11 protein-coding genes are annotated in these 16720 nt (G+C 34.0%); 9 read left to right on the forward strand and 2 right to left on the reverse strand.

The features are described 5' to 3' along the window. The first annotated feature begins 118 nt into the window (after nucleotides 1-118). The 9 genes from GQR98_RS17590 (at nucleotide 119) to GQR98_RS17630 (ending at nucleotide 13726) form a co-directional block, all read left to right on the forward strand. Nucleotides 119-1555: a sulfatase gene (locus GQR98_RS17590; protein WP_159020711.1), complete on the forward strand. Its 1437-nt coding sequence runs from the start codon at nucleotides 119-121 to the stop codon at nucleotides 1553-1555. A 14-nt stretch (nucleotides 1556-1569) separates the two neighbouring features. Further along, nucleotides 1570-3234, forward strand: a complete 1665-nt coding sequence (locus GQR98_RS17595) for a TIM barrel protein (RefSeq protein ID WP_159020712.1) — start codon at nucleotides 1570-1572, stop codon at nucleotides 3232-3234. Between the two features lie 153 nt (nucleotides 3235-3387). Then, complete coding sequence (locus GQR98_RS17600; RefSeq protein WP_159020713.1) at nucleotides 3388-5493, forward strand: bifunctional aldolase/short-chain dehydrogenase; 2106 nt, start codon at nucleotides 3388-3390, stop codon at nucleotides 5491-5493. 93 nt (nucleotides 5494-5586) lie between these two features. Next, a complete protein-coding gene (locus GQR98_RS17605) occupies nucleotides 5587-6867 on the forward strand; it encodes a sugar isomerase (RefSeq protein ID WP_159020714.1) in 1281 nt (426 codons plus the stop codon). A gap of 11 nt (nucleotides 6868-6878) precedes the next feature. Then, nucleotides 6879-8252, forward strand: coding sequence for an FGGY-family carbohydrate kinase (locus tag GQR98_RS17610; protein ID WP_159020715.1), 1374 nt, complete (start codon nucleotides 6879-6881; stop codon nucleotides 8250-8252). A 27-nt stretch (nucleotides 8253-8279) separates the two neighbouring features. After that, complete coding sequence (locus GQR98_RS17615) at nucleotides 8280-9569, forward strand: class II aldolase/adducin family protein (protein ID WP_159020716.1); 1290 nt, start codon at nucleotides 8280-8282, stop codon at nucleotides 9567-9569. Nucleotides 9570-9621: 52 nt separating this feature from the next. Beyond that, on the forward strand, nucleotides 9622-11037 hold the full coding sequence (locus GQR98_RS17620; RefSeq protein WP_074935540.1) for a purine-cytosine permease family protein: 1416 nt from the start codon (nucleotides 9622-9624) through the stop codon (nucleotides 11035-11037). A gap of 33 nt (nucleotides 11038-11070) precedes the next feature. Then, nucleotides 11071-12510 carry an aldehyde dehydrogenase gene (gene aldA / locus GQR98_RS17625; protein ID WP_159020717.1) on the forward strand — a complete coding sequence of 480 codons (1440 nt, stop codon included), beginning with the start codon at nucleotides 11071-11073 and terminating at the stop codon, nucleotides 12508-12510. Nucleotides 12511-12679: 169 nt separating this feature from the next. Continuing rightward, nucleotides 12680-13726 carry a GntR family transcriptional regulator gene (locus tag GQR98_RS17630; RefSeq protein ID WP_159020718.1) on the forward strand — a complete coding sequence of 349 codons (1047 nt, stop codon included), beginning with the start codon at nucleotides 12680-12682 and terminating at the stop codon, nucleotides 13724-13726. A gap of 199 nt (nucleotides 13727-13925) precedes the next feature. On the opposite strand, the gene GQR98_RS17635 is transcribed toward GQR98_RS17630, so the two are convergent. Then, nucleotides 13926-15266: a Gfo/Idh/MocA family protein gene (locus GQR98_RS17635; RefSeq protein ID WP_159020719.1), complete on the reverse strand. Its 1341-nt coding sequence runs from the start codon at nucleotides 15264-15266 to the stop codon at nucleotides 13926-13928. 5 nt (nucleotides 15267-15271) lie between these two features. After that, a complete protein-coding gene (locus GQR98_RS17640) occupies nucleotides 15272-16642 on the reverse strand; it encodes a DUF1080 domain-containing protein (RefSeq protein WP_159020720.1) in 1371 nt (456 codons plus the stop codon). Nucleotides 16643-16720 lie beyond the last annotated feature (78 nt).

The following is a 16720-nucleotide window of genomic DNA, read 5'->3' on the forward strand; positions in this document are numbered from 1 at the left end:
TCCTGTTGAATACGGTACGTCTACAGAAAGGGCATGATAGTATTATTATTCTTTCTAAATACTTTAGAGGTCTCTAAAACACTTACAGGAAGCCTATATAATTCTAAATATTAATGCCATGAATAAAACCTCCTTTTTAATTCTACTTTTTTTAATTCATGTACAAACATTTGCACAAGCCAAGCCTAATATTATTGTCATTTTCACAGATGACCAAGGATACGCCGACATTGGTGTAAATGGGCAAGTTGATGATATTAAAACCCCGAACATTGATTTATTGGCAAAAACTGGAGTTAGAATGACAGCAGGCTATGTTACCGCTCCACAATGTATTCCTTCTAGAGCAGGACTATTATCTGGTAGATACCAACAACGTTTTGGACTAGATCATAATGGCACTATACCGTTGCCCTTAGACGAAACATTAATATCCCAGCGTATGCAAAAAGCAGGATACGTTACTGGTATGACAGGAAAATGGCATTTAGAACCTAACCATCAACAAGAAAAATGGTTAAAAGAACATATGCCCGAACTAAATATTAAAACAGTGAAACCAAGTGATATTCCTTTCGAAAGAAAAATACCATACATGAGTTCTAATAGAGGTTTTGATGACACATTTCAAGGCTATATTCAAGACTATTGGACAACTTATACGTTAGACGGAGAAAGAAATATGGAAGCGCATTGGATAAAACAAGCGGGCTATAGACTGGATATTCAAACCGATGCAACGGTAAAATTTATAGAGAATAACAAAGACAAGCCGTTCTTTTATTATACATCCTATTTTGCGCCACACGTACCTTTAGGGGCTACAAAAAAATATATGGATCGGTTCCCTGAAGATATGCCAAAACGAAGACAATATTGCTTAGCCATGATGTCTGCTATAGATGATGGTGTTGGTAAAATAAAAGAGACCCTAAAAAAACTGGGGCTAGACGAAAATACAGTCATCTTTTTTATAAGTGATAATGGTGCGCCAATAAAACTAAACATGGCCGATTCCCCAGGTGTTGGACCAGGTTGGGATGGCTCTAAAAACACACCTTGGGTTGGCGAAAAAGGTATGCTCTCGGAAGGAGGCATAAGAATACCCTATATTATAAATTGGCCAGCAGGTTTACCCAAAGGTTTAGTTTATGATAAGCCTGTTATTTCACTAGATGTAGCCGCAACCTGCATTGCTTTAGCTGGTTTACCAGAAACAGATGAGTTAGATGGCACCAACCTTATCCCCTACTTAAATAACACAAAAAAAGGCGATCCACATCAAGCCCTTTTTTGGAGGTTTTGGGGACAATCAGCTGTAAGAATGGGAGATTATAAATTTTTAAAGTCAGGAAAACACGAGTACCTATTTGATGTTACTTCCGCAGCCCATGAAAACAAAAATCTAATAAATACATATCCACGAAAAGTGAAAGTATTAAAGAAAAGATTAAAACAATGGGGACAGAAACTTAAAAACTCTGGAATACCAACAAAAGATTTTAACGAACAAGACTCAGTATTTAGAAATCATTATTTAAAATCAGTAGAATAACTAATAACATTAAAATGAAAACACTATTAAAATTACTATTTTTTATTCTTTCAATATCTACAAATGCACAAGGCATAGATAAGTCGTTATATGCTTTTGATTTTAAAATGGAGCACATCCCGATAGCCGAACGCGCAAAACTGTTTGCTAAATTAGGATATAGCGGTACAACACTTAGAGTACAATCCGATAAACAAAGGGATATACTAAAGTCTTATTTAGAGACTAAGGAATTCACCAGTGGTGAGCTTACCATACCCGTTGTGTTTTTCGGTTTCAATTTCTCAAATAATATTGAAACTCAAAACATAATGTGGCGAAAAACCTTAGCTGCGCTACCTCAAGGAACAGCAATGTGGGTTATTATAAATGGAAATGCCACTAAAGAAAAGACGCTCCTTCTATTAAAAACAATGGCTCAAGAAGCTCTAAAAGTTAATAAGGATATTGTTATTTATCCACATGATAACTGTTTTATAGAATCTGCAGAAGAAGCTATTCCATACATTGAAGAACTCAATGAACCAAACTTATTTCTAACATTACATTTATGCCATGAAATGCGTGCCGGAAATGGTAATCGCCTTCTTGAGGTTGCTATAAAAGCAGCGCCATATTTAAAATTCGCTTCTATTTCCGGCACTAATGTAACCATGTTTGCAAATGATAAAGCAAATTGGTCTGACGCTATAAAACCACTAGATCAAGGCGATTATGACGTTTCTCAATTTGTTTCCGTTTTACAAAAAATAAAATTTAAAGGTAAAACGCTGTTACACACCTTTGGTATTGAAGATGAACCTAAAGAGCATCTATCGCGCTCTATAACAAAGTGGAATACTATGGTAGACTCTACGTATAAAATCCAAAATAATGATCTCAATCATATTTTAGACAATCCAGAAAATGCCTATTGGGATAGCATTTCAAAATCGTGGTTTATTTCAAATTTAGGAGGCGAAAAAGTAACTCTTGAGAAAGATGGTTATGGTTGGATAACACGACTAGACGAAAACGGAAACATTATTTCTAATAGATGGATAGAAGGCTTAGATGCACCTACCGGAATGGCTTCATATAAAAATCTATTATATGTAGGAGACCGTGGAGTTTTGGTAGAAATTAATATTTCAACAGGTGAAATTATTAGGAAAATAAATTTACCAAACTCTGAATTTATTAATGATGTAGCCGCTTCTAGAAATGGAGATATTTATATATCTGATACCTTTACTAATACCATTTATAAACTTCCGGAAGGTGGTAATATTGAAATATTTGTAAAAAATGACTTGTTAGAATACCCAAATGGTTTGTGGGTAGATAAAAATGAATTAATTGTAGCTACTTGGGGACCAATGACCAATCGCGCTACATTTGAAACAAGCAAAAAAGGAACTCTAAAGACGATAAACCTAAAAACAAAAAAAATAAGTCCTATTGGAAAAGGATTACCAATAGCAAACTTTGACGGTGTCATTAAATATGGTCCATATTATTACGCTACGGATTGGACAGGAGGAAGATTACTAAAAATTAACAAAAAAGGTGATGTAAAAGAAGTGATTTCTGGATTTTCACAATTTGCTGATTTAGGCATAGATACAAAAAAAGGCCGTATCATGATTCCTGAAATGAGTAAAAACCGATTTATCTTCTATAATTTAAAACCTTTCTAAACTACAAGCACAATCCACTGAAAAATACCACTTTACAAATTTTTAAATTAAAACTTTTTTACACTTAAGGTATTACTTACAAGGTAGTACAGGATAGAATAATCTATTAATGACTCTACTTTTGAATTATTATTCTTTAACAAACAAACCAATATGGAAAACAACACAAAAACTTTTAAATATGTCGATTACTTATGGGACGAAGCAAAAGCTTCTTCATTTGGCGATAATCAAGTAGATCTGTTTTTATACCGATCTAATATTTTAGGAGCAGATTTAAGAATTACTAATTATGGAGGTGGTAACACAAGCTGCAGAACCATAGAAAAAGACCCACTTACCAATGAAGATGTTGAGGTAATGTGGATTAAAGGTTCCGGTGGTGATATTGGCACTTTAAACAGAAGTGGTATTGCAGGCATATATACCAACAGGTTACGCGATTTAAAAAATGTCTACGGAGGGTTGGAAGATGAAGACCGCATGGTAGGTTTATTTAACCACTGTATTTATGATTTAGATAGTAAAGCGCCTTCAATTGATACCCCTTTGCATGGCCTATTACCCTTCGCTCATATAGACCACTTACATCCAGACGCACTCATTGCAGTTGCAGCAGCGAAAGATAGTGAACAAGTCACCAAAGAGATTTGGGGAGATACTATGGGATGGGTGCCTTGGCAACGTCCAGGGTTCGATTTAGGTCTTCAAATAGAAAAATGTTTAGAAGACAATCCTGGAATAAGAGGTATTGTATTAGGTAGTCACGGTTTATTCACATGGGGAGACACTTCTTATGAATGTTACATGAACAGTTTAGAAGTTATTGAAATGGCTTCTGAATTTATTGAGAAAAAAATAAAAGAAAAAGGGAGTGTATTTGGTGGTCAAAAAATTGAAAGCTTACCAAAAGAAGAGCGTTTAGAAAAAGCGGCTCAAATTATGCCACTTTTAAGAGGTTTATGCTCTTCTGAGAACAGAATGATTGGTCATTTCTCTGATACAGATGTGGTTATGGAATACATAAATAGTAATGATTTAGAACGTTTGGCTCCAATGGGAACCTCTTGCCCTGACCATTTCTTGCGTACAAAAATTCAGCCGCTAGTATTAACATTAGATAAGAATGAAGATTTATCTGATTCTTATGCTATTTTAAAGAAATTAGAGCCGGCTTTTGAAGCTTACAGACAAGAATATGCTGATTACTATAATACATGTAAAAAAGCAAACAGTCCTGCTATGCGTGATGCAAATCCAGTAATTATAATTTATCCAGGTGTTGGGATGTTTAGTTTTGCCAAAAATAAGCAAACTACACGTGTAGCCAATGAGTTTTATATTAACGCGATCAATGTAATGCGCGGTGCAGAAGCCATTACCGCTTACACCTCTTTACCTAGACAAGAAGCTTTTGATATTGAGTATTGGTTGTTAGAAGAAGCCAAATTACAACGTATGCCTAAAGAGCAACCTTTATCTAGAAAAGTAGCTTTAGTTACAGGTGCTGGTGGTGGAATTGGTAAAGCTATTGCAGACAAACTAGCTGCTGAAGGGGCTAATGTAGTACTTACCGATATTAATGAAGATAGCCTAAAAGAAGCGCATGCAACATACAAACGTGATATTTCTACTTATGCTATTTGCGATGTAACAAACACCGATTCTATTGCATCGGCTTACAAAAAAGCATGTATTGAATTCGGTGGTGTAGATATTGTTGTTCATAGTGCAGGTTTAGCGATTTCTAAAGCTTTAGAAGACACAACCGATAAGGATTGGAACATTCTACAAAACATATTAGTAAAGGGTCAATTTGATTTAGCGAAACAAGCTACTGCAATAATGCGAAAACAAGCACTTGGTGGTGATTACATTGCTATTGCAAGTAAAAACGGTTTAGTAGCAGGTCCAAATAATGTAGCCTATGGTACTGCAAAAGCAGCACAACAACACATGGTACGTTTATTAGCGGCAGAATTAGGAAAAGATAAAATTAGAGTAAACACAGTAAATCCTGACGGCGTTATTGTTGGCAGTAAAATATGGGAAGGTGCTTGGGCCCAAGGAAGAGCAAAAGCGAATGGCATTACAGTAGAAGAATTACCTGCTTTTTACGCTAAGAGAAACTTATTGAATGAAATTATTACACCAAATGATATTGCAAATGGCGTATTTACGCTCGTTGGAATACTCGATAAATCTACAGGAAACATAATTAATGTTGATGGAGGAATGGCAAATGCTTTTGTACGATAAAAACAAGTTTAATTTAAGTTTAGTTAAGGAAAACTTCCATAGGTTCTATTTGAGGTTTATGGGAGTTTCTTTTATTTTAAAGATGTAAAAATTATGAAAATACAAAAAGAGCAAATCTCTGATTATAATAAAAATGGATTAGAAAGTCATAACGAAAGCTTTGATTTTTTAGCCAACAAATTAACAAAAGAAGGACATGATGTTACTAGCATTGTGTCTAAATTAGCCGATTTTCAAGTGGCTATACCAAGTTGGGCTTTAGGTGCTGGAGGTACACGTTTTGGTCGTTTCTCTTTTTATGGAGAACCTTCTAGTTTAGAACAAAAAATAGAAGACGTTGGAGTTTTACACGCTTTAACACAAACTGCAGGTGCGGTATCTCTTCATATTCCATGGGACGTTCCTTCAGATTATAATGCAATTAAAGAATTAGCTAAAGGATTAGATATTAAGTTTGATGCTGTAAATTCAAACACCTTTCAAGATCAAAAAAACGCCAAGGAAAGTTATAAATATGGATCTTTAAGTAACACGAGCGAGGCGGTTCGTCAACAAGCCATTCAGCATAATTTAGATGTTATCAATATTGGAAACAAATTAGGCTCCAAAGCTTTAACCGTTTGGTTGTCAGACGGGTCGTGTTTTCCAGGACAAAATAATTTTCAAACGGCATTTCAAAATACACAAGATAGTTTAAAGGACATTTACAAAGGTGTGCCAGACGATTGGAAATTACTTATTGAATACAAACCTTACGAGCCCAATTTTTACAGTACCGTTATTCAAGATTGGGGAGCTTCATTGATGTTAGCTAACGAATGTGGAGAAAAAGCATTCACTTTAGTCGATCTTGGTCATCACCTTCCAAATTCTAATATAGAACAAATTGTGTCTATTCTTCAACTAAAAGGAAAATTAGGCGGTTTTCATTTTAATGATAGCAAATACGGTGATGATGATTTAACTGTTGGAAGTATTAAACCTTATGCCTTATTCTTAATTTTTAACGAGTTGGTTTACGGTATGGAAAATAACCCCCAAAATCCAGATTTAGCATGGATGATTGATGCTAGCCATAACGTTAAAGACCCTTTAGAAGATTTAATTCAATCCTTAGAAGCCATTCAAGAAGCTTACGCCAAAGCTTTACTTATTGATCAAAACGCACTAAAAGCAGCTCAATCTAATAATGACGTAGTTAAATGTCAAGAAATTTTACAAGGTGCTTACCGTACCGATGTTAGACCTTTATTAGAAAAAGCACGATTAAATAGAGGCGGTGTTTTAAGCCCTATTAATGCTTACAGAGCATTAGATGTTCGCGGCGGACTTATAAAGGAAAGAGGAAAGAACACAATAGCTACAGGCCTTTAATTTAAAATAAAATGAAAAATGTAACAGCTGTTTTTGATATAGGAAAAACTAATAAAAAGTTTTTCCTATTCGATAAAGATTTTAAAGAAGTACACAAGGAATATATTTCATTTGATGAAATAGAAGATGAAGACGGCCATCCAACTGAGAATCTTATTGCACTGCAAAAATGGCTTAAAGACGTTTTTAATCGTATTCTTAAAGCAGAACAATTCAAGGTTAAAGCGATTAACTTTTCTACTTATGGTGCAAGCTTTGTTCATATTGATGAAGAGGGCAACCCCGTAACTCCTTTATATAACTACACTAAAGCGCTCCCCGAGGACATTATTACCTCTTTTTTTGAGGAATATGGACCAAAAGAAGATTTCTTAAAACAAACTGGGTGTGCCGATTTAAGCATGCTCAATTCCGGTTTGCAACTCTATTGGTTAAAGAAAACAAAACCCGAAGTATTTAATAAAATTAAGTATTCTTTGCACTTACCTCAATATTTAAGTTATGTGTTCACTGGGGTGCCATTTAGCGAATATACAAGTATAGGTTGCCATACTGCGCTTTGGGATTATCAAGCGAAAGATTACCATCCATGGGTGTATAAGGAAGGTTTAAATAAAATTCTTCCTCCTATCGTTTCTACAGAAACGAGCATTAACATGAATTACAATGGTAACCGTATTAAAATAGGTGTAGGAATACACGATAGCTCTGCGGCTTTACTCCCCTATGTTAGAAGTATCAATAAAAAATTTGTACTTATTTCTACAGGCACTTGGAGCATAGTATTTAACCCGTTTACAGATAACCCAATATCAGAGGATACTAACGATAGAGATGCCATTAATTACATGCGTATTAACGGTAAACCAGTTAAAGCCTCTCGATTATTTTTAGGTAACGAATATAAAATTCAGGTTGAAAAATTAAATAAACGCTACGGCGTTGATGATGATTACCACAGAAATGTGAAATTTAATTATGATACATATTTAGAAATTGTAAAAGATTTTAAACATGCTTTTAAATGGGAAGGCTTAATAGATGAAGATATGCCTACTCAAACACAAATAGCATTTACAAAATATGAACATGCCTACCATCAATTAATGACCGAGCTCGTTTTATTACAAATTAAATGTGTAAAAAAAGCCATTGGTAATGACGACATTACTAGATTATATGTCGACGGCGGGTTTAGCGACAACGACCTTTATATAAAATTGCTATCACACTACTTTAGGGATAAAAAATTACGAACTACACAAGCGTCTTTAGGCTCTGCACTTGGAGCTGCCATATCTATTTCGGATACACGTTTAAACTCTAAATTCTTAAAAAAGAATTACGCTCTAAAAAAACACGTCCCGTTTATAATAAGTGATTAACTACTAATTTTTATTAAAATACTTACAATGTCTAAGAAAATAAATTTAGAACATCCAAGAGATCAAATTACTACTATTATAAGTAGAATATACAAAAGAGGCATGACCACAACATCTGGTGGTAATATTTCAATTATTGATGATAACGGTAATATTTGGGTTACACCTTCGGCTATAGACAAAGGGTCTTTAAGAGCGTCAGATATTATTTGTGTACAAAAAGATGGAACTGTTATTGGAAAACACAAACCTTCTTCCGAATTTCCATTCCATAAAGCTATTTATAAAGCACGTCCAGATATTAAATCTGTAATTCACGCGCATCCACCTGCATTAGTATCATTTAGTATTGTACGACAAATACCGAACACAAATATTATTTCTCAAGCAAAGCATATTTGTGGACCTATTGGTTATGCAAAGTATAGGTTGCCTGGTAGTGAAGATTTAGGCGATGTTATTGCCGACGAGTTTAAAAAAGGTTACAAAGCCATTATCATGGAAAATCATGGTACTGTTTTAGGGGGAAGCGACTTAACTGACGCTTTTGAACGTTTTGAAGCTTTAGAGTTTTGCGCAAGTACCATTTTATATGGTTCTCAAATTGGAACTCCTAAATATTTGACAGATGAACAAATCGAAGAGTTTGAAGCACAAGCAACCGGTGTATTACCTGAAATGGAGAGCGTTCATTATCCTTCAGACGAAGTTGAAAAACGTTTAGAAATTTGTAAAATTGTTCAACGCTCATGCCAACAAGGCTTAATGATAAGTTCTTACGGTACAGTATCTATGCGCTGGAACAAGAATGACTTTCTTATTACTCCAACAGGAAGTAACCGTTGGGATTTAAACATTCAAGATATTGTCCAAATTAAAGACGGAAAACGAGAAGCTGGTAAAACACCAAGTAGAGCGGCTTGGATTCATCAAGAAATTTACAATCGTAACCCTGATGTAAATTCTATAATTATGACGCAATCACCTTATTTAATGGCGTTCGGAGTCACTGGAGAATACTTAAATGTACGTACCATACCAGAAAGTTGGATCTTTTTACAAGACATTAATGTCGTAAAATATGGGGATCATTTTAGAAAAAACAACAATTCTACCATAGTTGATAACTGCGCTACGGCTTTAATTATTGAAAATGATTCAGTCATTATTACAGGAGATAAATTACTTCAAACTTTTGATTATTTGGAAGTTGCTGAATTCAGTGCTAAATCTATTGTTTTAGGAAATTCTTTAGGACAAATGGTACCTATCAATGATGACCAAGTTGAAGATTTAAGAAAAAAGTTTTTATCCTAACAGCACTAAAATTATAAATACTAATACATCGTATAAAAAAACAACCAACTAAATGAGCCAAGTAAGTATAGAACAAGATGCAATTGAAGATATTGCAGGAGGAGAATTTGAAAGAACCCCGGTACCAACATCCAAATTAAAAGGATGGAAAAGCTTTATAGGTATGTATGCCGGTGAACATGCAGCTGGAACAGAATTTATGATTGGTCCATTATTCCTAACAGCCGGTGTAAGTGCATTCGATTTAATTATAGGTTTACTAATAGGAAATTTATTAGCAGTATTAAGTTGGCGTTTTTTAACAGCTGAAATAGCTGTTAAAAATAGGCTGACTCTATATTATCAATTAGAAAAAATTTGCGGAAAAAAATTGGTTACAGGCTATAACTTAGCCAACGGTATTTTATTCTGCTTTTTAGCAGGTTCTATGATCACGGTTTCTGCTACTGCCGTAGGTATTCCTTTTAATATGCCTATGCCAAAATTGGATGATACACTTCCAAATGGAATGACGTGGGTTATTATAGTAATTGTAATTGGAGCCGTAATTTCATTAATTGCGGCACGCGGTTATGACACCGTTACCAAAGCAGCAAATTGGATGTCTCCAATTATTGTGCTAGCTTTTATTGCTTGTGGAATTGTAGCTTTAAGCCAACTAGGTGTAGATAGCTTTTCTAAATTTTGGGATATTTGGGGTGAAGGTTCAGACCCCTTTCCTGGTCAAACAAAATTCACCTTTTGGCATGTTGTTATTTGGTCTTGGTTTGCTAATGGTGCCATGCATATTGGTATGTCCGATCTATCAGTATTTAGATTCGCAAAAGAAGCAAAAGCCGGATGGGCTACTGCCGCAGGAATGTACGTAGGGCACTATATGGCATGGATTGCTGCTGCTCTACTTTATGCTGTATATATTCAGTCTCCAGAAGCATTATCATATTTAAATAACGGACAAGCGCCTCCTGTAGCCCCTGGTCCCATGGCATATAATGCTATTGGCGTTTTAGGAATTATTGCCGTAGTATTAGCTGGTTGGACAACCGCTAACCCAACAATTTATAGAGCTGGTTTAGCTTTTCAAGCTATTCTACCTAAATTATCTACTGCAAAAGTGACCATTTTGGCTGGTACATTAGCAACAATTGCCGGTCTGTTTCCTGCTTTCGCCATGAAGCTTTTAGGCTTTGTTGCGCTATACGGTTTTATTTTAGCACCTTTTGGAGCTATCATTGTATTCGAACATTTTTTTCATAAAAAAGCGGGTATTATAAAAAACTACGCTGAGGCGGCAAACCTATCTTTTAGCAAATCTGTATTTTGGGCTTGGGCTATTAGCTTTGGCTTATTCTACTTCATATCTATACAATTTGATGTCTTTCTATCATTTGTCACACTGCCTGCTTGGTTATTATGCGGACTACTCTTCTTAATATTTAGTAAGTATTTTCAAAACAAAAAAAACTAAACTTATTTATAATAACATTAAAATCAATATACTTTGAAAACATATAAACAATATATAAACGGTCAGTTTATAAACTCAACCTCTACAACTCGAATTAACGTCTTAAACCCATGTAATGAAGAAGTTATTAGCTCAATCCCAACAGGTTCTGTGCAAGACGCAAATTTAGCATTAGAAGCCGCTAAAGATGCACAACCAAAATGGGAAGCATTACCTGCTGTACAACGTGGTGCTTTTCTACATAAAATGGCAGATGTTATTAGAAAAAATAGAGTTTATTTGGCTGAAACATTATCTAAAGAACAAGCTAAAGTTATTGGTTTAGCCCAAGTAGAAATTGATGTTACCGCCGATTATTTTGATTATAACGCCGGTTGGGCAAGACGAATTGAAGGTGAGATTATTCAAAGTGACCGTGAAAAAGAACATATCTATTTACATAAAGTGCCAATTGGCGTAGCGGTAGGAATCTGCCCTTGGAATTTCCCGTTTTTTGTAATGGCACGCAAAGTAGCGGCATCTTTAATTACTGGCAATACATGCGTAATTAAACCAAGTTCTGAAGCACCAAATACCATTATGGAATTTGCTGAATTGATTCAGAATATTGGTATGGCTCCAGGTGTATTAAACTTTGTTTGTGGCTCTGGTAGACTTATTGGAAATGCATTATCTAAAAGTCCTATCACAGGTATTATTAGTTTAACAGGAAGCGTTTCCGCAGGTCAACAAATAATAACTGCTGCTTCGGAAAACATAACTAAAGTATCATTAGAATTAGGAGGAAAAGCTCCGGCCATTGTATGCTCTGATGCTAATTTGGATTTAGCTGTAAATGCCATCGTATCATCCAAAGTGATTTTTAGTGGACAAGTTTGTAATTGTGCAGAACGCGTTTATGTACAAGATGATATTTATGATGAATTTGTAGAAAAAATTACGAAAAAAATTAGTGAGGTGAAAATTGACGATGCCCTAACAGGAATCGATGCCGATATGAGTAGTTTAGTTTCTCAATCTCAAATCGACAAGATTTCTGAAATGGTTGAGTTCGCAAAAAAAGAAGGTGCAGAAGTATTAATTGGGGGAAAACGTGCCGAAAATTTTAATAAAGGTTATTTCTACGAACCAACACTTTTAACGAATGTTTCTCAACAAATGGAAATTATTCAAGAAGAAGTTTTTGGCCCTGTGTTACCTATCATGAAGTTTAATTCAATAGACGAAGCCATAGCTTTATCAAACGATTCTCAATTTGGGTTAACCTCTTCTGTGTTTTCTGAGAATTTTAATAATATCATGAAAATTACCAACGAGCTCCAGTTTGGCGAAACCTATGTAAATCGCGAACACTTTGAAGCTATGCAAGGCTTCCACGCTGGTTGGAAGAAATCGGGTATTGGAGGCGCTGACGGCAAGCATGGTATGGAAGAGTTTTTGCAAACCAAAGTAGTTTATGCTAAATATTTCTAATATTAAAGAGATTTTAAAATAAAAAGGTAATCTATTTAATTAAGTAGATTACCTTTTTTTTAACAACAAGTTCTTTTAAAACAGTACTAAATTAAAAGATTTTAGTTCCTAAACTCTTATTATAAAAGTGTGAGTTTACACTTTTTAACTATTAGTTAATTTCTCATTTATGAATTTACTTAAAGACTTAAAGCTCAAAAAAAGCAATAAAACTCCCTTATATTTACAAATAGCCAATAGTCTTACCTACAACATATCAAAAGGAAGCATTAAAATGAATGAAAAACTTCCATCGATTAATGTTTTTAGCAAAGAATACAAAGTATCTAGAGACACTGTCGAAAAGGCTTACAACGTGTTAAAGGATAAGAAAATAATTATTGGAATAAAAGGCAAGGGTGTTTATATAAACAGAACTAAATTAATCTCAAAAATAAACATTCTATTTCTTGTCAATAAATTAAGTGCTTACAAACTAGAAACATACCATTCTTTCCTAAAAAACATTGGTAATAGATATCATACGGATTTTGAAATTTATAATAGTGAAAAATCATTTTGCGTTAACTTGATGGAAAAGAACAAAATGAGGTATGATTATTATGTTATAATACCACATTTTAAATGTACCAATGTTAACCAAATAAATATTAAGAATGACGCACTAAAAGCCATAGCAAGTATACCTAGAGAAAAACTTGTTTTAATGGATAATAACGAATTAACCATAGATGGCGATATCATAGAAATATATCAAGATTTTGAAAATGATATTTACAATGCACTCAAAAATGGATTAAAAAAAATAGCTAACTACAAAAGGTTGAATTTAGTTATTCCAGAAGGAAAAACTTATCCCTATTTTCATAAAATACGTTGTGGATTTATAAAATTCTGCAATGAACATCTATTTAATTTTAAAATTCTTAATAAAATTAAAGAAGATGAAAGTATTAATTCTAGACAATTATTTATTGCAATTTCTGATGATGATTTGGTTAAACTACTAGACATAATAAAAACCAAACGCCTTACTATTGGGCAAGATGTGGGAATCATATCGTATAATGAGACTCCATTTAAAAGATTATTAGATATCGCTGTTATTTCAACAAATTTTGAAAAAATGGGAGAAACAGCTGCCGATATGATTATTAATAATAAAAAAGGTAAAATTAAAAACCCATTTAGTCTTATTGATCGAAATTCAATTTAGGATATCGTCTTATTTTTTCAGCCCTATTTAAGTACAAATACATACAAAAAGGCAGTAATATATTATTACTGCCTCTTTCAAACTAAACTAACCCAAAAAATAAATTTAATTACTTAACTACGGTTTCCTTTAACATATTTCTTTTTAATTATAGAACTTCTTTCTATTCGAACTCATGTCTATTAATTAATCCCTAATATTAAAATTTAGGATCCCAACCCGCTTCGTATTTACGACTCCATAACGCCATAGCATCACGATTATACATGGCACCTGTACTATCATTAACATCAAACCCTTTGTTAATTCGATAAGCAATATTAGCATAATGCACTAATGCCATACTTTTACTAGCGTCATCAATAGGAGCTGTTAAATTATCTTTACCACGGATGGTATCAAAAAGATTTTGAACGTGTTTTGTTGATATTGCACCACCACCACCTAAAGCTGTTCCTGATTCATTTGAGACGGTTTTACTATCTCTAATAACTTTTCCTCTACGATCATATAAAATGTACTTACCTCTATCTACAAAAACAGTTCCTTCTGTTCCATAAATAACGGTACCTCTACCATTGCCGTAAGTACCATAACTATTTCTAGACTTTCCGTCCCATTTAATAACTTTGTTGTCTGCAAATTTGAAGGTAGCTTCCATATCGTCATACATTTCCCAACCATCATTAACAAAATGACGCTTTTCAGCTTCTACGTATACATGCTGAGGAAAATCTACTTCTAGTGCCCAACGTGCTACATCCAATTCGTGTGTTCCATTATTACCTGCCTCTGCTGTACCATAGTCCCAACCGTACCAATGCCAATTGTAATCCCAAGTTTCTGATGTATAATCACGTCTAGGAGCCGGGCCTTGCCACAAATCCCAATCTAAACCATTTGGTACAGGCGCACTTTTTTGATGAGGAACAGATCCACGGCTGTTATTATAAAAAGCCACAGCTTTATATGGTTTTCCTATAATACCATTATGAATTTCTTGAATAATTTCTATAGTATGACCTGCAGAACGTTGCTGATTTCCCATTTGTACCACCTTGTTAAAATGCTTTGACGCTTTTACCAATTGTTCATTTTCGTACATATTATGGCTACATGGTTTTTCAACATAGACATGCTTGCCTGCTTTCATGGCCATAATAGACCCTGGTGCATGCCAATGATCTGGAGTTGCGTTAATTAATATATCAACATCTTTATCATCCAATACTTTTCTAATATCATTTTCTAATGCAGGATTGTAGTTAATATATTTCCTAAATTCTTTTAGACCTTTTAAACGTTGACTTTCCATAACGTCGCATAAATAAAGTAATTTCACGTTACTTTCTTTTAGCCCAATAGGTTCCGTAAAGGCCCCTAATCTTCTACCTAAACCTGCTACTGCAACGTTTAAACGTTCGTTAGAACCTACAATATTGTTATAGCTTTTAGCAGACATAGCCATGGCAGAACTACCTACTGTAATAGCTGCACCTGCTAAAGTTGTTTTTTTTATAAAGTTTCTTCTTGATGTCATAAGTATTAAAGGGATTTAATTTTTATATTTTTAAATGCAACTCTATTTCCATGGTCTTGTAACAAAATTTGACCTTTCTCTAATAAGCCGAAGTTTGGCCATTTGGCATATTTACTTTCTGAAACTAGCTTTAAAAACTCATCACTTCCTCGCTCATATTCCAAAACTTTAACATCATTTATCCAATGTTCTACATGATTATTTTTAGATAAAATGTAGGCACTATTCCATTCGCCAATCGGCTTTATAGGTTTCTCTGGGTTGGCCTTAATTAGATCGTACAAAGAACAAACTGTTCTGCTCCCTTTATGGTTTCCTAATTTAGCATCAGGATGAAGTGCATCATCTAAAATTTGATATTCTAAGCCTATAGAAGAGCCTTCGCCTTTATTAATATTTGTATCTACATAATATTTAATTCCGCTATTAGCTCCTCCCGTTAATTTAAAGTCTACTTTAAGTTCAAAATCTCCATATAATTCTTCAGTAACAATATCTCCTCCTGCCGCAGACTCTGCTCCACCAGATGACAACACAATAAGTTCTTCATTTTCGATTACCCAACCTTTATCTGGAAAGGCATCTAATTTCGCTCCACGCCATCCATTTGTAGTTTTACCATCCCAAAGCATTTTCCAGCCCTTATTACTTTCATCAATTGTTAACTGATTTTTTGTCACGATTGGTTTCAAAGTAGTTTTTTTAGAGTATTTACTTAGATCTTGGGTTAATATTTTTATGTTTTTCCAAGAAATAGTTTTTCCTGGTTTTTGAGCATCGTTAATTCTATGCACCTGTAAACCTATAAACCCAGTAGCTGTTTTATCATCAATTAAATATGCGGCAGGCATACCATTTATCCAAGTTTTTATAGTATCACCAATAGCTTCAATTCTATAATGATTCCATTCATTTTTCTTGAAAGCTTTTTTTGCTTCTAAATTTTGGTCGTCAATTGGGTTTAACCATTTTCGTCTACCTTCTTCATAAATACCACCACTCCAGGCTCTTTTAGAAGGATCAATTTCTACTTGATAGCCGTGTACTCTACCATTTTGATAATAAGGGTAACTATTACTTCTTATTTGAATTCCAGAATTCATACTTTGATCTACTTTAAAATCAACTTCCAAAATAAAATCATTATAGTACTCATTTGTCGATAAAAATGTATTTGGGGTATTATTTGCAGTTGTGCCAGTAATTACGCCGTCTGTTACGGTATAAGAGGCATTTCCTCCTTTTATATTCCACCCTTCCAAAGTATTACCTTTAACTAAAGATATCCATGGTACTTCGCTATTTTTAACCTGAGCACAACTTGAAACACAAATAGCTGTACATATAATAACAGCCCCTTTCAAAATTTTAATCATACTATTTCTTTATTTTATTGTTATAGTGATTGCTAATTTATTTCTTTAAAATATAAATGCTATACTGCCTTATCCTGT

This window comes from Algibacter sp. L3A6 (assembly GCF_009796825.1).
Lineage (GTDB): Bacteria > Bacteroidota > Bacteroidia > Flavobacteriales > Flavobacteriaceae > Algibacter.